This window comes from Streptomyces sp. CBMA291 (assembly GCF_014596525.1).
GTDB lineage: Bacteria > Actinomycetota > Actinomycetes > Streptomycetales > Streptomycetaceae > Streptomyces.
Genome location: NZ_MSJP01000092.1, coordinates 1 through 16,842 on the forward strand (window position 1 = coordinate 1; position 16,842 = coordinate 16,842).

The 16,842-nt window shown below is 72.7% G+C and carries 16 protein-coding genes and 1 pseudogene; 9 read left to right on the forward strand and 8 right to left on the reverse strand.

All coding sequences use genetic code 11. The features are described 5' to 3' along the window. Together BU197_RS22010 and BU197_RS22015 are read left to right on the forward strand one after the other, a co-directional pair. Window positions 1-1,049 (forward strand): annotated as a pseudogene (locus BU197_RS22010) (DEAD/DEAH box helicase); the annotation flags it as partial. A 366-nt stretch (window positions 1,050-1,415) separates the two neighbouring features. Beyond that, window positions 1,416-2,303: an alpha/beta fold hydrolase gene (locus tag BU197_RS22015; RefSeq protein WP_188270036.1), complete on the forward strand. Its 888-nt coding sequence runs from the start codon at window positions 1,416-1,418 to the stop codon at window positions 2,301-2,303. Window positions 2,304-2,306: 3 nt separating this feature from the next. On the opposite strand, the gene BU197_RS22020 is transcribed toward BU197_RS22015, so the two are convergent. Continuing rightward, a complete protein-coding gene (locus BU197_RS22020) occupies window positions 2,307-3,140 on the reverse strand; it encodes an NYN domain-containing protein (RefSeq protein WP_188270085.1) in 834 nt (277 codons plus the stop codon). Between the two features lie 425 nt (window positions 3,141-3,565). On the opposite strand from BU197_RS22020, the gene BU197_RS22025 reads away from it, so the two are divergent. Continuing rightward, window positions 3,566-3,718: a hypothetical protein gene (locus BU197_RS22025; protein WP_188270037.1), complete on the forward strand. Its 153-nt coding sequence runs from the start codon at window positions 3,566-3,568 to the stop codon at window positions 3,716-3,718. A gap of 102 nt (window positions 3,719-3,820) precedes the next feature. Here the strand turns inward: BU197_RS22025 and BU197_RS22030 are convergent, their stop codons facing one another. The 3 genes from BU197_RS22030 to BU197_RS22040 all read right to left on the reverse strand — a co-directional run bounded on the left by BU197_RS22030 (window position 3,821) and on the right by BU197_RS22040 (window position 6,972). Then, entirely contained in the window at window positions 3,821-4,426 is a 606-nt protein-coding gene (locus tag BU197_RS22030; protein ID WP_188270038.1) for a MarC family protein, read from the reverse strand. Window positions 4,427-5,043: 617 nt separating this feature from the next. Continuing rightward, entirely contained in the window at window positions 5,044-5,907 is an 864-nt protein-coding gene (locus BU197_RS22035; RefSeq protein WP_188270039.1) for a PHP domain-containing protein, read from the reverse strand. Window positions 5,908-6,333: 426 nt separating this feature from the next. Beyond that, window positions 6,334-6,972 carry a DUF6758 family protein gene (locus BU197_RS22040; protein ID WP_188270040.1) on the reverse strand — a complete coding sequence of 213 codons (639 nt, stop codon included), beginning with the start codon at window positions 6,970-6,972 and terminating at the stop codon, window positions 6,334-6,336. 202 nt (window positions 6,973-7,174) lie between these two features. On the opposite strand from BU197_RS22040, the gene BU197_RS22045 reads away from it, so the two are divergent. Next, the gene (locus BU197_RS22045) at window positions 7,175-8,413 is read left to right on the forward strand and encodes an MFS transporter (RefSeq protein WP_188270041.1); all 1,239 of its coding nucleotides are present in this window, start codon (window positions 7,175-7,177) and stop codon (window positions 8,411-8,413) included. A 165-nt stretch (window positions 8,414-8,578) separates the two neighbouring features. On the opposite strand, the gene BU197_RS22050 is transcribed toward BU197_RS22045, so the two are convergent. Next, complete coding sequence (locus tag BU197_RS22050; protein ID WP_188270042.1) at window positions 8,579-9,169, reverse strand: suppressor of fused domain protein; 591 nt, start codon at window positions 9,167-9,169, stop codon at window positions 8,579-8,581. 425 nt (window positions 9,170-9,594) lie between these two features. On the opposite strand from BU197_RS22050, the gene BU197_RS22055 reads away from it, so the two are divergent. Together BU197_RS22055 and BU197_RS22060 are read left to right on the forward strand one after the other, a co-directional pair. Further along, the gene (locus BU197_RS22055; RefSeq protein WP_188270043.1) at window positions 9,595-10,722 is read left to right on the forward strand and encodes a magnesium and cobalt transport protein CorA; all 1,128 of its coding nucleotides are present in this window, start codon (window positions 9,595-9,597) and stop codon (window positions 10,720-10,722) included. 75 nt (window positions 10,723-10,797) lie between these two features. Next, the gene (locus BU197_RS22060; RefSeq protein WP_188270044.1) at window positions 10,798-11,304 is read left to right on the forward strand and encodes a hypothetical protein; all 507 of its coding nucleotides are present in this window, start codon (window positions 10,798-10,800) and stop codon (window positions 11,302-11,304) included. 68 nt (window positions 11,305-11,372) lie between these two features. Here BU197_RS22060 and BU197_RS22065 read toward each other — a convergent pair whose 3' ends face one another. Then, window positions 11,373-12,131, reverse strand: a complete 759-nt coding sequence (locus BU197_RS22065; RefSeq protein ID WP_188270045.1) for a hypothetical protein — start codon at window positions 12,129-12,131, stop codon at window positions 11,373-11,375. Window positions 12,132-12,412: 281 nt separating this feature from the next. Here BU197_RS22065 and BU197_RS22070 point away from each other — a divergent pair, with 281 nt between their 5' ends. Genes BU197_RS22070 through BU197_RS22080 form a run of 3 tightly spaced genes read left to right on the forward strand, consistent with a single transcriptional unit; the run spans window position 12,413 to window position 15,451 of the window. After that, window positions 12,413-13,696: a magnesium transporter MgtE N-terminal domain-containing protein gene (locus BU197_RS22070; protein ID WP_188270046.1), complete on the forward strand. Its 1,284-nt coding sequence runs from the start codon at window positions 12,413-12,415 to the stop codon at window positions 13,694-13,696. Next, complete coding sequence (locus BU197_RS22075; RefSeq protein WP_188270047.1) at window positions 13,686-14,273, forward strand: DUF1003 domain-containing protein; 588 nt, start codon at window positions 13,686-13,688, stop codon at window positions 14,271-14,273. Before BU197_RS22070 ends, BU197_RS22075 begins: the two co-directional genes overlap by 11 nt. A 44-nt stretch (window positions 14,274-14,317) precedes the next feature. After that, window positions 14,318-15,451: an Mrp/NBP35 family ATP-binding protein gene (locus tag BU197_RS22080; protein ID WP_188270048.1), complete on the forward strand. Its 1,134-nt coding sequence runs from the start codon at window positions 14,318-14,320 to the stop codon at window positions 15,449-15,451. Between the two features lie 145 nt (window positions 15,452-15,596). Here the strand turns inward: BU197_RS22080 and BU197_RS22085 are convergent, their stop codons facing one another. Together BU197_RS22085 and BU197_RS22090 are read right to left on the reverse strand one after the other, a co-directional pair. After that, entirely contained in the window at window positions 15,597-16,223 is a 627-nt protein-coding gene (locus BU197_RS22085; protein WP_188270049.1) for a hypothetical protein, read from the reverse strand. 74 nt (window positions 16,224-16,297) lie between these two features. Continuing rightward, window positions 16,298-16,768 (reverse strand): sec-independent translocase, encoded by a 471-nt coding sequence (locus tag BU197_RS22090; protein WP_188270050.1) that lies wholly within the window; start codon window positions 16,766-16,768, stop codon window positions 16,298-16,300. Between the last annotated feature and the right edge of the window lie 74 nt (window positions 16,769-16,842).

Sequence of the window (16,842 nt, forward strand, 5' to 3'; positions counted from 1 at the left end):
CCGCTCCGGTCGCCCAGGCCCCGGCCGCCCGGGAGCAGGCCCCGGCCCCGCGCCGTCGTCGCCCCCGGGTGGTCCGCCCGGCCGAGGACACCGGTTCGTTCCAGACCGTGGAGACCGCCGCCGCCGCGCTGCACGCCGCCGCGCAGTCCTCGCCGGTCGCCAAGACCCCGGCGCCCGTCGTCGAGGTCCCGGCCCCCGCCGCCGAGGAGTCGCGGAAGGCCCCCCGCCGCCGTACCGCGCGCAAGGCCGTCGCCGAGACCGCCCCGGTGGCCGAGGCCGCCCCGGTCGTGACCGCTCCGGTCGTCGAGGCCCCGGCGCCCGTCGTCGAGGCCCCGGTCACGGCCGAGGTTCCCGCCCCGCGCCGTCGCCGGGTGGTCCGCAAGGCCGCCGGTTCGCCGGAGACCGCCGCCCCGGTCGTGGAGGCGGTCGTCGAGACCGCGCCCGCGCCGGTCGTGGAGGAGGAGCCGAAGAAGCCCGCCCGCCGCCGGGTGGTCCGCAAGGCCGCCGGTTCGCCGGCCGGTTCCGCGGCCGCCGAGACGGTCATCGTGACGATCCCGGCCAAGACCGCGCCCGTCGCGGAGCCGGCGCCCGCGCCGGTCGTCGAGACCGCCGAGGCCGTCGAGACCCCGGCCGCCGAGGTGGAGCCGAAGAAGGCCGCTCCCCGTCGCCGTACGACGAAGAAGGCCGTCGCCGCCGAGGCCGCTCCGGTCGCCGAGGCCGCTCCGGTCGCGGAGACCGCGGAAGAGCCGAAGAAGGCCGCCCCGCGTCGCCGTACGGCCAAGAAGGCCGTCGCCGAGGCCGCTCCGGTCGTCGAGACCGCCGAGGCCCCGGCCGCCGAGGAGGCCCCGAAGGCTCCCCGTCGCCGTACGACCAAGAAGGCCGCCGTGGCCGCCGAGGCTCCCGAGGCCTCGGAGCCGAAGAAGGCCGCTCCCCGTCGCCGTACGACGAAGAAGGCCGTCGCGGAACCGGCCGCCGAGGTGACCGAGGCTCCCAAGGCCCCGCGTCGCCGCACCACGAAGAAGGCGGCCGCGGCCCCGACCGAGGGCTGACACACCGCCCGTCCGCACCCACCGAGGCCCGGTCCCCTGAAAAGGGGGCCGGGCCTCGGCGCCGTGAGGGGCAGACCTCTGCACGGCGAGGGGCGAACCCCGGCACAGTCGGGGCCGGACCTCGACGCGGTCAGGGGCGAACCTCGCCCCAGCGAGGGCCGGACCTCGGCACGGTGAGGGCCAGACCTCTACACAGTCAGGGGCGAACCGCAGCCCAGAGGGGCCCGCCCAAGGCACGGTGAGGGGGCCGGACCCCAGCACCGTCAGGGCCGGACCCCGGCACCGTCAGGGCCGGTGTGGTGGACGGCCCAGAGCCCGCCCACCCGTCGTCTCCCCGGCGGCCCTCCCTCCGGTTACAGTCCAGGCATGAGCAAGCCCCGGTCCCTCGCGTTTCCGCCCCGTACCCGGGCCCGGCGGCTCGTCACCGCGCGCGGTGACTTCGCCGTGCTCGACGCCGAGCCGGTCGGGGTCCGGCGGGGCACGGTGCTGCTGCTGCCCGGCTACACCGGCAGCAAGGAGGACTTCCTCGCGCTGCTCGGGCCGCTGGGCGAGGCCGGGTACCGGGCCGTGGCCGTGGACGGGCGGGGGCAGTACGAGACGCCGGGGCCCCGGGGCCGGGCCGCCTACCGGCGCGGGGCGCTCGCGCTCGACGTCGTGGCGCAGGCCGCCGCCCTCGGAGACGGGCCCGTGCATCTGCTCGGGCACTCCTTCGGCGGGCTCGTGGCCCGCGCGGCGGCCTCCCTCGCGCCCGACGCCTTCCGCTCCCTGACCCTGCTCTCCTCGGGCCCCGGCCGGGTGGCCCGGCCGCAGCGCGTCCGGGTGCGGGTGCTGCGTACCGCCCTCGCGGTGCTGCCGAAGGACCGGGTGTGGGAGGCCATGTGCCGTCTCGACAGCCGGGGCGAGCAGCCGGAGGCGGACGACGCCCCGCAGCTCGCGGACTTCCTGCGGCGCCGCTGGACCCGCACCCGGATCGTCCAGCTGGCGGGTGCGGGGCGGCTGCTGCTCAGCCGCGAGGACGGCACGGCCGAGCTGACCGCGCTGCCGATGCCGATCCATGTGGCGTACGGGGCGGACGAGGCGGTCTGGCCGACGGCGGCCCTGGCCGCGACGGCGGCCCGCACCGGAGCGCACCACACGGTGGTCGCGGGCGCGGGCCACTCCCCCAATGTGTCGCACCCGCGCGAGCTGGCCGAACGGCTCACGCTCTTCTGGGAGCGGGCGGCGGCGACCCGGACGGCCGGGACCTTCGGCTGAGGATCAGAACTGCGCCTTGAGGTGCTGCCAGAAGCCGTCGCGCAAGGCCCGCCGGAGCGCCGCGTGGCCGCGCAGGGAGCGGCTGAGCAGGCGTTCCGCCTCGACGAGCAGGTCCTGGTCGACGGGACCCGGCAAATAGGGGGCACCGGGCAGCAGCTCGGCGAGCCGGTCACGGCCGCGTTCGCCCAGCCAGGTGGCCGCGATCTGGGCGCCGACGAAGCGCACCTCCTCGCGGGAGGGCGGCGGCTCGCCCTCGTTCTCGTACGTGGTGACCGGCCGCCGGGTGACGTACGGGCGGCAGAAGTCCAGCTCGAAGGTGCGCTGGCTGTCGACCTCCCAGAGCAGCGCCTCGGCCTGGTTGCGGCCCTCGGCGGCCTCGATGCCCCAGAGGTGGACGCGGGCGCCGTAGCCCTGGGCCGCCTCGACCGCCGAGACGAGGTCCTCGTCGCCGCCGACGAGGGCGGCGTCGCTGATGGCCCGGTGGCGGGCGAGGGACTCCAGATCCGAGCGGATGAGGGAGTCGACGCCCTTCTGCTGGTTGTTGGCGTTGAGGTTGCCGAGGCGCACCTTGACGTCGGGGAGTTCCGCGATGGACTGCTGTTCGGGGGTGTGGATACGGCGCCGGGCCCCGTCGTACCAGTAGACGCGGAGCAGTCGGCTGTCCGCGAAGATCGTGCGGGCCTTGTCGATGAAGGCCTCGATGAGGCCCTCCGCGTCGAGGTCGAAGGAGCGGCGGTCCTCGGTCCCCGTGACGAGCAGCCCGGCGGCGGCGTGGACGTATCCGGCATCGACGAAGATCGCGTGGGTGGAGGGGGTCTTCGCGACCTCGGCCAGCATCCGCCGGAGAAGCTCGTTGGTCAGCTCAAGGCGCGCGTCGAGAGCACGGAGCCGGGCGTCGGTCTCGGAGGGCTCCGCGGACACGGAGGGCTCCGCAGGCCCTGTGACCGCTGTGACCTCTGCGGTCTCTGCGGTCTCTGCGGTCTCTGCCGGAGTGGCGGGCATGGCGGACATGGCGGGATCAGTGGCTTCGGAGGGCTCGGAGGTGCCGGTGGTACCGGTCGTCCGGGCGGTGTCTGCGTCGTTCATACGGGGCTCATTCTCCGTCGCGGGGCTCCCGGCCGCCAGGCCTGCTTACCCGTCAGTAGTTAGGCATCCGAAAATTTTCCTTAGCGTAGGGAATGTTTGCAGCATGAAGCTCGTTGGACCCCTATGTAACGCAGTTCTCCGTCCAGGAGGATCAACTCAGACGAAGGGAGAAGCCTGTGCGCTTCGAAATCCTGCGACTCGACGACATCGACGGCACGCCCGTCGACCGCACCGTCGTGGACGCCGCCTCCGTCAACCGGATCGTGCAGCAGGCCGCGGCCGTCGGCCAGCGCATCTGGATCCGCCCCGCCGAGACCTCGGCGTCGTAACAGGTCAGATCCACACCACGCACCGCGCCCCCGCGTGGACTCCGCTGAAGCGGAATCCGCACGGGGGCGCAGTGGCGTCCGGAGCCAGGGCGACCGGCCGGGTCAGGAGCCCTGGACGACCTGGGTGACGCCGTTGATGATCTGCTGCACCGCGATGGCGGAGAGCATCATGCCGGCGAGCCGGGTCACCAGGACCACACCGCCGTCCTTGATCACCCGGATGATCAGCAGCGAGTAGCGCATGGCCAGCCAGAGCACGACGTGCATGGCGGCGATGGCACTCCAGACGGAGATCTGCGTGGCCACGCTGTCGGCGTGCTGCACGGCGAGGATGACCGAGACGATCGCGCCGGGCCCGGCGAGCAGCGGCATGCCGAGCGGGACCAGGGCGACGTTCACGTCCTTGGTCTGCTTGGGCTCGTCGGTCTTGCCGGTGAGCAGGTCGAGCGCGATGAGGAGCAGCAGCAGACCGCCCGCGATCATCAGCGCGGGAACCGAGATGTGCAGATAGCCGAGGATCTGCTGGCCGAGGATGCCGAAGACGCTGATGACGCCGAAGGCCACGGCGACGGCCTGCCAGGCCATCCGGCGCTGCACCTTGGCCGGGCGGCCGGAGGTGAGCGCGAGGAAGATCGGGGTGATCCCGGGGGGATCCATGATGACGAAGAGGGTCAGGAACAGCGAGCCGAAGACGGCGGCGTCGAACACGGTGGTGTGCCTTGCGGGAGAGTCGAACGGGGAGTGTTTCCCTGCCGGACCGGAATGCGGGATTCCGTCGGCAGGGCAGGAGGAGCGCCACCCCGCGCACGGCTTCGGAGCCGTACGGGGGCGGACCGGGAGGTAAAGGAGTCGAGGGGCGGTGCTCCGGCGCGGGCCGCGACCGGGCGGACCGCTTGGGGGCGGGGCTCGGTTCGGCGGGGGTACGCGGGGTGGGGCGCGGGGCGTCGGTGGCTGCCGCTACGGCTACGGCGCTCGGTGGAGCAGCGCGGTGGCCGTGCTGACCGGTGGAGGCGCCGGGCCCGGACCGGGAGTGGATCCGGTCCGGCCGAGACGGAGGCGCGGGCCCGGATCCGACCAGACCGGACGGAATCGATCAGACCGGGTCGGCTCCGAATCGGCTCCGTGTCGGCTCCGCTTCGCAGGGGACACGGAGACGGTCCGATCCCGATCGCACCCGATCACGCATCGCACCCCGCACCACACCCGGGATCCCGTCAGGGTGAGGACGTGAAACCGACCACACCCCGGACCAGACCCGGACGCACCCCGGGCAACCACCCCGACGCCGCCCGGACGAGGCCGGGCGGGAGGCCGGAGGACAGGCCCTAGGCGGAGGGTCCCCCCGCGCCGGGGACCGGGAAGGCCCCTGCGGCGCGGCGGGTGATCTCGCCGTAGATCTCGGGATCGGTCGTGTACTCGCCGAGGCGGCAGGTCTTGCGGCTGCCGTGGTAGTCGCTGGAGCCCGTGGCCAGCAGCCCGAGTTCCTTCGCGAGGCCGCGCAGCCGTGCGCGGGTCGCCTCGTCGTGGTCCATGTGGTCGACCTCGATGCCGTCGAGTCCCGCCTCGGCGAGCCGGGCGATCGAGGCCTCCGGCAGCACTTGGCCGCGCTTGACGGCGAGCGGGTGCGCGAAGACGGTGACACCGCCGGCCGCCTTCACCAGGCGGATCGCGTCGACGGGGTCCAGTTCGTGCTTCGCGACGTGCGCGCGGCCACCGTCGGCGAGCCACTCGGGGGTGAAGGCGCCGGACACGTCGGGGACGACTCCGAGTTCGACGAGCGCCTCCGCGACGTGCGGGCGGCCCACCGAGCCGTCTCCGGCGATCCGGGCGACCTGCTCCCAGGTGACGGGCACGCCCAGCTCCCGGAGCTTGCCGACCATGGCCCGCGCGCGCGGGACGCGGTCGTCGCGGACGAGTTCGCGCTCGGCGAGCAGCGCCGGTTCCTCGGGGTCGAAGAGGTAGGCGAGCAGGTGCAGGCTGATGCCGTCGATCCGGCAGGAGAGTTCGGCGCCGGTGACGAGGGTGAGCCCCTCGGGAAGCGCGGCGATCGCCTCGGCGTGGCCGCGCGTGGTGTCGTGGTCGGTCAGGGCGACGACGTCGAGCCCCGCGGCGACCGCGTTCCGTACGAGTTCGGCCGGGGTGTCCGTGCCGTCGGAGGCCGTGGAGTGGGTGTGCAGATCGATGCGCACGACGCGGAACTCCAGGAACTCGGCATGGACGAGGGACGCTTCAGCATAACGGGCGAATCGAACACGCCTGTACGGAACGGAAGGGGATGTCCGCGACCCCGGCCCGGCGACGGCCAACGACCCCGGCGCCCCTCGACGCGACGGCGGCCAACGGCCACGCCCCGGCGCCCCGCGGCCCGACAGCTCCGACCCGGCCCCCCGACCCGACAGCCGCGACCCGAGGACCCCAGCCCGGCGGCCTCTCCCCGAGGACCCCAGCCTGACGGCCTCGGCCCGGCGGCCACGACCCGGCGACCCCAGCCCCTCGGCCACGACCCGGCAGCCTCGGCCCGGAGGTCCCGGCGTCAAGCGAGTGCCCCCGAACCCCGCCCGACGGGAGGCGACTCCGGCCCGACGGGAGGCGGCTCCGGCCCAACGGTCCCGGCGTCAGCCCAGCAGTCTCGGCGTCAGCGCCCCGCACGGGAGTAGTTCCGCCTCGGCGCCCGCGTCGCGCAGGTCCGTGAGGACCAGTTCGTCGTACATCAGGAGGCCCGACTGTTCGGGCCAGACGATCGCCCACAGCCACAGTCCGCGCGCTTCCCCGGCGAAGACCGCGCGGTCCTGCGGGGTGCCGGTGACGTGCCAGAGCGGGGTGGGGCGGCCTGCGGCGAGGACCTTGGTCTGCGGGGGCTTGTCGATGGCCATGCCGGTGCCGGGGTCGGGCCCGTCGATGCCCGCGTAGCGCGCGCCGAGGCCGACGCCCAGTTCCTCGGCGACCAGGAGCAGCTCGCCGATGCCGCCGAGCGGGCCGGGGCCCGAGCAGGCGACGGCGGTCGCGCGTCCGCCGCTGCGGTCGTCGCCCGCGTACGCGACTCCGGTGAAGAGCCAGCCGACCGGCAGGGGCCAGGGCATCCAGACCGGCACTTGGGACCGGTGCACGACGACGGAGAGCGCTTCGACGCTGGGCGGGATGACGGGCTGGAGCGGATGCACCGAGCCGTGCACGTCACACTGCCAGGTGTCGGCGAAGAGTCCGGGCGCCCTGACCCGGCCACCGCACCTCGGACAACTGGGTTCGCCCCTCATAGGGCTCAACGGTCCTACCCCCGGGGCCCCGCGTCAAGGACGATCACCGACGATCACCCGTCCGGCCCGTGGCGTTCACTCGCCGCCCTCCCCTCATATAGATGTACGTTGCACTTGTTAGCCGAACTAACTTATTCTGTGCTCGCCAGGGCACCGGCCCGAGGCACGTTCCCCCCGCACCCCGACCCGAAGGAGCCGCAGCATGCAAGGAGACGACGAGGAAACGGGCACCACCGAGGGCGGTGGCCTGTTGCGCCAGCCGCCCGCCGTCTGGGCCACCGCGGGCGCCTCCGTGGTGGCCTTCATGGGCATCGGTCTCGTCGACCCGATCCTCCCCTCGATCGCCCAGGGCCTCGACGCGACGCCCAGCCAGGTGTCGCTGCTCTTCACCTCGTACTTCCTCATCACCGCCGTCGCGATGCTGGTGACCGGCTTCGTCTCCAGCCGGATAGGGGGACGCAGGACGCTGCTCGCCGGGCTCGCGCTCGTCGTGGTCTTCGCCGCCCTCGCCGGCACCTCCGACTCCGTCGCCCAGCTCGTCGGCTTCCGCGCGGGCTGGGGCCTCGGCAACGCGCTCTTCGTCTCGACCTCGCTCGCCGTGATCGTCGGCGCGGCGGCCGGCGGCAGCGCGGCGGCGATCCTGCTCTACGAATCGGCACTCGGCCTCGGCATGGCCTGCGGGCCGCTCCTCGGCGCCGTCCTCGGCAACGCCAGCTGGCGCTACCCCTTCTTCGGCACCGCCGCGCTGATGGCGATCGGCTTCCTCTGCATCGCGGTCTTCCTGAAGGAACAGCCGAAGCCCGCCCGCAGGACCTCGCTGCTCGACCCGCTCAAGGCGCTCGGCCACGGCGGGCTCGCCTCCGCCGCCGCTGCCGCCTTCTTCTACAACTACGCCTTCTTCACCGTGCTGGCCTTCACCCCGTTCGTCCTGAACATGACGCCGTACAAGTCCGGCGCGGTGTTCTTCGCGTGGGGCGTGCTGCTCGCCGTCTTCTCGGTCCTGGTCGCGCCCCGGCTCCAGCGGCGCTTCGGCTCCCTCGCCGTGCTCGCCGGTTCGCTGGTGCTGCTCGCGGCCGACGTCGTGGTGCTGGGCTACGGGAACCACACCACCGCGGTCGTCTGCACGGTCCTGTCGGGCGCGTTCATCGGCGTCAACAACACGGTCTTCACCGAGCTGGCCCTCGGCGTCTCGGACGCCCCGCGCCCGGTCGCGAGCGCGGGCTACAACTTCGTCCGCTGGTTCGCCGCGGCGGCGGCCCCGTTCCTCGCCCCGAAGATCGAGGAGTGGAGCGATGTCCACATGCCGTTCGTGGTGGCGGGCGCGGCGGCGGTCGTCGGCGCCGTGATCGTGGGAGTGCGGCGCGCTTCCCTCACCCACGAGGCGGCGGAGCAGGCGCCGAAGCACGCCGCGGAGGACGGCGTGGGCGTCTTCGCGAACTGAGCCCCCGGCCACCGGACCCGAAACCGAGCCCGAGCCCGAGCCCCTGACAGACCCGAAACGAGCCCCCGGCCGGACCTGGCCCCGCACACCCGGCCGGGCCCGTACCCCTGGCCGAAACCGGCCCCCGGCCGGACCCGTACACCCGGCCGGCCCCGGGCCCCGGGATCAGTCCAGTTCCAGCCCCACCGGCCCGCGCAGGGGATCGCGCAGGTCGGTCCCCCGGTCGAGCCAGCGCTCCTCCAGGGCCTTCGCCCCGTGCACCCGCTTCCAGGCCGCCTCGTTGGCCGTCATCGGCAGCAGCGGCAGGAAGCGCACCGGGTCCATCGGCTCGTCCAGCTCCAGGTCCTCCACCAGACCGCCGGACTCGGCGACCAGGACGGAGCCGAAGGGGGCGCCCGGCCAGAGCGGCTCGCCCACGTCGAGCGAGGCGCCCGGGGCCACGACGACCCCTTCGACCTGCGGGGTGGCGGCGAGGACGGCCAGCGGGCGCAGCACCTTGTCGGTGTCGGCGAGCCCGCCCCGTACGGTGAGGATCAGCTCGGCGCGCGGCCCCTCGACCGGGTCGGCGAGGACGGCGGTCGGATCGGCCATCGGCCGCGCGGACATCCCGAGGGTCGCGTACCGCACGAGGCCGCCGTCGACGAAGCGGAGCACCTCGATCCGGTCCGTGCCGAGGAACGTCACCGCCGCGCGCGCGTCCGGTTCCCCGAGGGCCGTACGCAACCGGGCCTCGACCAGAGCAAGAACTTCTCCCATGGGTTGAGCATAAAGCGCGTATGGAACGGGCAAAGTAAGGGATTGACCCTCAGTCGGCTGATACTCTTGGCCGCTGGTCGGGGTCCCGGATTCCCGACGTCACGTCACACGTCATCCCCTACGGGGGACCGGCTGGAGGAGGTGGGGCTGCGATGGACCGAAGTCGATCGGGTAGTACCAGCCGCTCTTCCGGCCCGCACCAGAACCCGGTGCCCAGCTCCCTCCGGTGATCACAGGTCCGCACGGACCGCGCTCCGGCTTCTCGCTCGACGGAAGAGCATCTTCGCCTTTGCCTGCCAGTAGCGAACGCCGTCACCGCGACTCTTCGGTGCCACCCGCTTTGTGGACGACGTAGAAGATCACGTCCCCATTCCGGGCTGTGCCGTGCTCGTCTCGACGGCCTCTCCGTGTGAAGGAGCAAGCCCATGTCGATGATCCGTGACCTGCGAGCCGCCGTCCGCCCGAGCCTGCTGCACCCGCTGCGCAAGACCCCCACCGCGTACACCGCCTACGACCCCACCCGCGACCACTCGGCCTCCAGTGCCGTGGTCGACTGCGCCGTCTACCGCGACGGGCGCCGGGTCGACGACCGCGACTGCCTCACCCCGCGCGGCGCGATGCACCAGGTGCGGGAGAGCGGCGGTTTCGCCTGGATCGGACTCCACGAGCCGACCGAGGCCGAATTCGCCGGTATCGCGGCCGAGTTCGGACTGCACCCGCTCGCCGTCGAGGACGCCGTCCACGCCCACCAGCGGCCCAAGCTGGAGCGGTACGACGACACCCTCTTCACCGTCTTCAAGACCATCCACTACGTCGAGCACGCCGAGCTGACCGCGACCAGCGAGGTCGTCGAGACCGGCGAGGTCATGTGCTTCACCGGGCCCGACTTCGTCATCACCGTCCGGCACGGCGGCCAGGGCTCCCTGCGCAATCTGCGGCACCGCCTCCAGGGCGAGCCCGAGCTGCTCGCCAAAGGCCCCTCGGCCGTCCTGCACGCCCTCTCCGACCATGTCGTGGACGGCTACATCGCGGTCGCCGACGCCGTCGAACTCGACATCGACCAGCTGGAGATCGACGTCTTCTCGCCCGCCGCGAAAGGCTCCACGCGCGGTACGGACACCGGCCGGATCTACCAGCTGAAGCGCGAGGTCCTGGAGTTCAAGCGGGCCGTCACCCCGCTCATGCGCCCGATGCAGCTGCTGAGCGAGCGGCCCATGCGGCTGGTGGACCCCGACATCCAGAAGTACTTCCGGGACGTCGCCGACCACCTCGCCCGCGTCCAGGAGCAGGTCGTGGGCTTCGACGAACTGCTCAACTCGATCCTCCAGGCCAACCTGGCCCAGGCGACGGTCGCGCAGAACGAGGACATGCGCAAGATCACCTCCTGGGCGGCGATCGTCGCCGTCCCCACGGCGGTCTGCGGGGTGTACGGCATGAACTTCGACCACATGCCGGAACTGCACTGGAAGTACGGCTACCCGATGGTGCTCACCGCCATCATCGGCATCTGCTTCACCATCCACCGCACCCTCAAGCGGAACGGCTGGCTGTAACCCGGCGTACGGAGGACACCGCCGCCCGGTTCGCGTACGGAAGGCGCGGACCGGGCGGCGGCTAGGCTTCGGGCCATGACTGAAGAGCTGCTCGGTTCCGCCCTCGTCGAGGAGGCCACCAAGAAGTCCGGCCTGGTGTGGGTCCGGGGCACCGGCCCGGCCCGCGCGCTCTGGCACGTCTGGCACGACGGGGCCGCCCTCGTCGTCGGCGACGGACCCGGCGAGCAGCCCCTGCCGGGACTCGCCGACGGCGGCACGGCCGAAGTCACCGTCCGCAGCAAGGACAAGGGCGGCCGGATCGTCGGCTGGAAGGCCGCCGTGCGCGAACTCGCCCCCGGCACGGAAGCCTGGGAGGCGGCCGTCGCCGAGCTGAAGGGCAAGCGGCTCAACGCGCCCGACGGCGAGGCCATGACCGCCCGCTGGGCGCGCGAGTGCCGGGTGCTGCGGCTCGCCCCGAGCGGCGTGGAGACCGCGCTTCCGGACGGCTCCCTGGCCGCCGTACCGCTGCCCTCCCCCGCCACCACCCGCGATCCGATCCCCGGGGGCCTGCCGAGGCTGCTGCTCAAGCGCCGGGGCCGCTGACCCGCCCGGCGGACGGACGGGCGCCCGGGTGCGGGCCGCCGACCGGCTCCGCCGCGCGGACCGGCTCCTCAGGTGCGGGGCAGCTGCTTGCCGTAGTCGAGGGTCTCCCCCTTCGAGGGCTCGGCGAGCGGGAAGTCCTTGTTCCACTCGCTGAGCACGAGGACGCCCGCTCCCCCGCCCCGTGCGAACCGCACCGGGTACGGCTCGCCCTCCAGGGCCACGTCGAGGGTGCCGCCCTCGCCCCCCTCGCCGCCCTTCACCTTGACCGTGCGGACCCCGCCGATCTGGTCCCGGTCGCCCTTGAACTTCTCGCCGTGCAGCCCGATCAGCCCGTCGAGGAGGGCCCCCATCTCGGTGAAGCCCCGCAACTGCTTGTACGAGGGGTCGTCCTGCGGGACCTTCACGTACTTGTCGCCCAGCTTGCCCGCGGCCTCGGCGTCCGACGTGCTCGGGGTGCCGCCGCCCGAGGGGCCGTGGGACCAGAAGTCCGCCTCCGCCTTCAGGAAGAGGGCGTCGCCCACCCGCAGCAGCTCGAAGGTGCTGTTCCTGGTGGTGACGGAGCCGGTCGCGCCGTTCTGCCTGAGCCGCATGTTCAGCTTGAACGTGCCGCCCTTGCCGACCAGGGTGCCCGAGAGACGCACCGCCTTCGCGGTGTCCGCCGCCGCCCGCGCCTTGCCCTCGATCTCGGTCGCGGAGAGCTTCCCGACCCCGTTGGTCCCCTCGTCCGGGTCGGCGGCGCAAGCCGTGAGCCCCATGGCCAGACCGGCGCAGAGCGTCAGGGGCACGAGCAACCTGCCAAGACGCGACGACGGGGCGCGAACGGGCATCTGCGCTACCTCTTCTGCTCGTGGAGGGACGGACCGGGGCGCCCGGAAGGAGCCGGGCGACGGCCGTCCGCGCTGCTCTGGTGTGCCGGGCGGAAGGGCTCCGGCGCGCCGGTGGAGGGCGGCAGTCCGCAGCGTACCCGGCTCGGAGGGCCCTTCCGGCGGCAGCCGTACGGGGGCACTGCCGGGGCGAGGAGGATCGGCACGGGCTAGCCTGAACCCGGCAAAGCTCAGCAATGGCTCTGGAACGACTCGAATCGTGCGGCACCGAGGAGGCGCGTGGCATGGCGTCAGGCGCCCCCCGGATCTTCGTCTCCCACCTCGCGGGCGTTCCCGTCTTCGACCCCGTGGGCGACCAGGTGGGCCGGGTCAGCGATCTGGTGGCCATGCTCCGCGTCGGGCGCCGGCCGCCCCGGCTGCTCGGCATGGTGGTGGAGGTGCTCAGCCGCCGCCGGGTGTTCGTGCCGATGACCCGGATCACCGGGGTGGCGTCCGGCCAGGTCATCACGACCGGCGTGGTCAACATGCGCCGCTTCGACAAGCGCCCCACCGAGCGGCTCGTCCTCGGCGAACTCCTCGACCGGCGCGTGCGGCTCGTCGGACCCGGCGGCGAGGAGGGCGAGGAGGTCACCGTCCTCGACGTCGCCATCCAGCAGCTGCCCGCCCGCCGCGACTGGCAGATCGACCGGGTCTTCGTCCGGCGCGGCAAGGGCGGGGCGCTGCGCCGCAAGGGCGAGACGCTGACCGTGGAGTGGTCCGAGGTCACCGGCTTCTCCCTGGAAGAGCACGGTCAGGGCGCCGAGAACCTGATCGCCACCTTCGAACGGCTCCGCCCCGCCGACGTCGCCAACGCGCTGCACCACCTCTCCCCCAAGCGGCGCGCCGAGGTCGCGGCGGCGCTCGACGACGACCGGCTCGCCGACGTCCTGGAGGAGCTGCCGGAGGACGACCAGGTCGAGATCCTCGGCAAGCTGAAGGAGGAGCGGGCGGCCGACGTCCTGGAGGCGATGGACCCCGACGACGCGGCCGACCTGCTGTCGGAGCTGCCGGAGGAGGACAAGGAACGGCTGCTGACCCTGATGCGGCCCGACGACGCGGCCGACGTGCGCCGCCTCATGGCGTACGAGGAGCGCACGGCGGGCGGTCTGATGACGACGGAGCCGATCGTGCTGCGGCCGGACGCCACGGTCGCGGACGCGCTCGCCCGGGTGCGGCAGCAGGACCTGTCGCCGGCGCTGGCCGCGCAGGTGTACGTGTGCCGGCCGCCGGACGAGACGCCGACGGGCAAGTACCTCGGGACGGTGCACTTCCAGCGGCTGCTGCGCGATCCGCCGTTCACCCTGGTCAGTTCGCTGGTGGAGAGCGATCTGCCGCCGCTGGGCCCGGACACCCCGCTGCCCGCGGTCACCAGCTATCTCGCCGCCTACAACATGGTCGCGGCGCCGGTGGTGGACGAGAGCGGTTCGCTGCTCGGCGCGGTCACCGTCGACGACGTCCTCGACCATCTGCTGCCGGAGGACTGGCGGGAGACCGAGTTCCACGAGGAGGGGTCCGGGCATGGCCGCTGAGCGCACCCAGGAACGGGACAGGGACCGCGAGCGGGACCGTGACCGGGACTGGGACCGGCCGGGTCCCCGCATCCGGCTCGACCAGCCGCGCGAGCGGCGGGCCAGGCTGCTGCCCGAGTACGACCCGGAGGCCTTCGGACGGATCTCGGAGCGGATCGCCCGCTTCCTGGGGACGGGCCGCTTCCTGGTCTGGATGACGCTGACGATCCTCGTCTGGGTCGCCTGGAACATCTTCGCTCCGGCCTCGCTGAAGTTCGACGAGTACCCGTTCATCTTCCTGACGCTCGCCCTGTCGCTCCAGGCCTCGTACGCGGCGCCGCTGATCCTGCTCGCGCAGAACCGGCAGGACGACCGGGACCGGGTCAATCTCGAACAGGACCGGAAGCAGAACGAGCGGTCGATCGCCGACACCGAGTTCCTCACCCGGGAGATCGCGGCGCTGCGGATGGGCCTCGGCGAGGTGGCCACCCGCGACTGGATCCGGTCCGAGCTTCAGGACCTGGTGCGGGAGCTGGAGGAGCGCCGTGATCTATTCCCGTACGCCGGGGACCGGGGAAGTGACGTACCCGACCGTTGACGGGGCTACCACGGGCCCGTGGCAGGCGCCGTACCATCGTCGGTATGGCTACGGAAGACGCGGTGTTCGAAGCACTGGCGACGGTGAACGACCCTGAGATCAACAAGCCGATCACTGAACTCGGCATGGTCAAGTCGGTGGAGATCGACCCGGACGGCAAGGTCGCCGTGACGGTCTATCTGACCGTCTCCGGCTGCCCGATGCGCGACACCATCACGCAGCGCGTGACGGAGGCCGTCTCCCGGGTCGAGGGGGTCGCCGGCGTCGAGGTCACGCTTGACGTGATGAGCGACGAGCAGCGCAAGGAGCTGGCGGCGGCGCTGCGCGGCACGACCGCCGAGCGCGAGGTGCCCTTCGCCAAGCCCGGCTCGCTGACGAGGGTGTACGCGGTGGCCTCCGGCAAGGGCGGGGTCGGCAAGTCGTCGGTCACCGTGAACCTGGCCGCGGCGATGGCCGCCGACGGGCTGAAGGTCGGCGTCGTGGACGCCGACATCTACGGCCACAGCGTGCCGCGGATGCTGGGCGCGGACGGGCGTCCGACCCAGGTCGAGAACATGATCATGCCGCCGTCGGCGAACGGTGTGAAGGTCATCTCCATCGGCATGTTCACCCCGGGCAACGCGCCCGTGGTGTGGCGCGGCCCGATGCTGCACCGGGCGCTCCAGCAGTTCCTCGCGGACGTGTACTGGGGCGATCTCGACGTCCTCCTGCTCGACCTGCCCCCGGGCACCGGCGACATCGCGATCTCGGTCGCGCAGCTGGTGCCGAACGCGGAGATCCTCGTCGTCACCACCCCGCAGCAGGCGGCCGCCGAGGTCGCCGAGCGGGCCGGTTCGATCGCCGTCCAGACCCACCAGAAGATCGTGGGTGTCGTCGAGAACATGGCGGGGCTGCCCTGTCCGCACTGTGACGAGATGGTCGACGTGTTCGGCACGGGCGGTGGCCAGAGGGTCGCCGACGGGCTGACCAGGACCACCGGCGCCACGGTCCCGGTGCTGGGCTCGATCCCGATCGACGTACGGCTGCGCGAGGGCGGCGACGACGGCAGGCCGGTCGTCCTGGCCGCTCCGGACTCCCCGGCGGGCGCGGCCCTGCGCGCCATCGCGGGCAAGCTCGGGGGCCGCCAGCGCGGTCTGTCCGGCATGAGCCTGGGCATCACCCCGCGCAACAAGTTCTGACCAGCACACCGGAGGGCGCCCCGCGAGCGGGGCGCCCTCCGTCGTTCTCGGACGTATGTGTCCCGGCTTACATCTCCGGGCGTACGTATCCGGGTGCGCGTGTCCAGGCGTGCGTGCCCAGGCGTGCGTGCCCGGGTGCGCGTGTCTAGGCGTACGCGTCGAGGTCCTTGATCTGCGAGAAGCCGAGGCCGTACGCGCTCATGCCCCGCCCGTACGCCCCCAGGTGGACGCCGTCGGCGGAGCCCGCGAGGACCCAGCCGAACTCGGTCTCGCGGTAGTGGAAGGGCACGGGCACCCCGTCCACCGGCAGGGAGAGCGTCGACCAGGCCGGTCCTTCGAGGTCGTCGGCCAGCTCGAACGCGGTCTCGGTCTGCTGGTCGAGCCAGTTGTCCCGGGTCATGTGGTCGAGCGTGGCGGGCCAGGTGTGCACGAGCAGTCCGCTGCCGGCCAGCCAGGCCGCGGAGGAGACGGTGGTGGCGTCGAGGACGCCGGTGCCGTCGCCGGTCCCGCGGACCGGGCTCGCCGCGACCGTGACGACGACCGCGAACCGTTCCTTCTCCTCGCCGCTCGCGTCGGACTTCACCGACGGCGCGTCACCGTGGCCGGTCGAACCGTGCTGCACACTGCCGTCCGCCGCCGTGCCCACCTGCATGAGCCAGCGGGGCCCGGTGAACGCCTCGTCGAGGCCGTACCAGGCGAAGGGCGCGCGCAGATAGCCCTCGGCGGTCCGGCGGGCCGTGGGCACGCCCTCCACCCGACTCGTGGTCTCCATCTGGGCCGCCTCCTCGTTCGGTCAACAGAGGGAGGATAGCCACCGGGAGGCACGGGACCCGCGACAGCTCGTCGTCAGGTCGCGTCGGAGTCGTACGGCGGACGCTCGTCGGTGTCCGGCTTGTCACGCTTCTTGAGCAGGTCCGGGGTGCCGCTCGGGGCCCCGGCCGAGCCGTTGACCGGGGCTCCGTTGACCGGGGCTCCGTTGACGGCGGAGGGCTGCGGCTCGCGGCCGTGGACCGCGTCGGCGACCTCGTTCATCTCCTTGCGGAGGTCGAAGCTGCCGCGCAGCTCCTTCAGGTCCTCGTTCTGCTCCAGCTGCTTGCGGAGGAAGTTCTTGGGGTTGAGGTCCTCGAACTCGAAGTCCTTGAAGTCGGGCCCCAGCTCGCTGCGGATGTCCTCCTTCGCGCTGTCCGAGAAGTCGCGGACCTTCCGGATGAAGCGCGAGACGTCCTGGATCACTTTCGGGAGCTTGTCCGGCCCGAAGATGAGCACAGCGAGGACCACGAGCGTCACGATCTCAAGTACGCCTATGTCGCTGAACACCTAGTAGCTCCTTCACGCCGGTCCAGGGCCCGGTCCACGGTACCCGCCGAAGCTGCCGGACGGGTACCTCACGA

Excerpts from the sequence above, each read along its gene's own strand:
- BU197_RS22015 (WP_188270036.1), top strand. The coding sequence starts at position 1,416 with ATGAGCAAGCCCCGGTCCCTCGCGTTTCCGCCCCGTACCCGGGCCCGG.
- BU197_RS22020 (WP_188270085.1), bottom strand. The coding sequence starts at position 3,140 with ATGCTGGCCGAGGTCGCGAAGACCCCCTCCACCCACGCGATCTTCGTC.
- BU197_RS22040 (WP_188270040.1), bottom strand. The coding sequence starts at position 6,972 with ATGAGGGGCGAACCCAGTTGTCCGAGGTGCGGTGGCCGGGTCAGGGCG.
- BU197_RS22045 (WP_188270041.1), top strand. The coding sequence starts at position 7,175 with ATGCAAGGAGACGACGAGGAAACGGGCACCACCGAGGGCGGTGGCCTG.
- BU197_RS22050 (WP_188270042.1), bottom strand. The coding sequence starts at position 9,169 with ATGGGAGAAGTTCTTGCTCTGGTCGAGGCCCGGTTGCGTACGGCCCTC.
- BU197_RS22055 (WP_188270043.1), top strand. The coding sequence starts at position 9,595 with ATGTCGATGATCCGTGACCTGCGAGCCGCCGTCCGCCCGAGCCTGCTG.
- BU197_RS22060 (WP_188270044.1), top strand. The coding sequence starts at position 10,798 with ATGACTGAAGAGCTGCTCGGTTCCGCCCTCGTCGAGGAGGCCACCAAG.
- BU197_RS22065 (WP_188270045.1), bottom strand. The coding sequence starts at position 12,131 with ATGCCCGTTCGCGCCCCGTCGTCGCGTCTTGGCAGGTTGCTCGTGCCC.
- BU197_RS22070 (WP_188270046.1), top strand. The coding sequence starts at position 12,413 with ATGGCGTCAGGCGCCCCCCGGATCTTCGTCTCCCACCTCGCGGGCGTT.
- BU197_RS22075 (WP_188270047.1), top strand. The coding sequence starts at position 13,686 with ATGGCCGCTGAGCGCACCCAGGAACGGGACAGGGACCGCGAGCGGGAC.
- BU197_RS22080 (WP_188270048.1), top strand. The coding sequence starts at position 14,318 with ATGGCTACGGAAGACGCGGTGTTCGAAGCACTGGCGACGGTGAACGAC.
- BU197_RS22085 (WP_188270049.1), bottom strand. The coding sequence starts at position 16,223 with ATGGAGACCACGAGTCGGGTGGAGGGCGTGCCCACGGCCCGCCGGACC.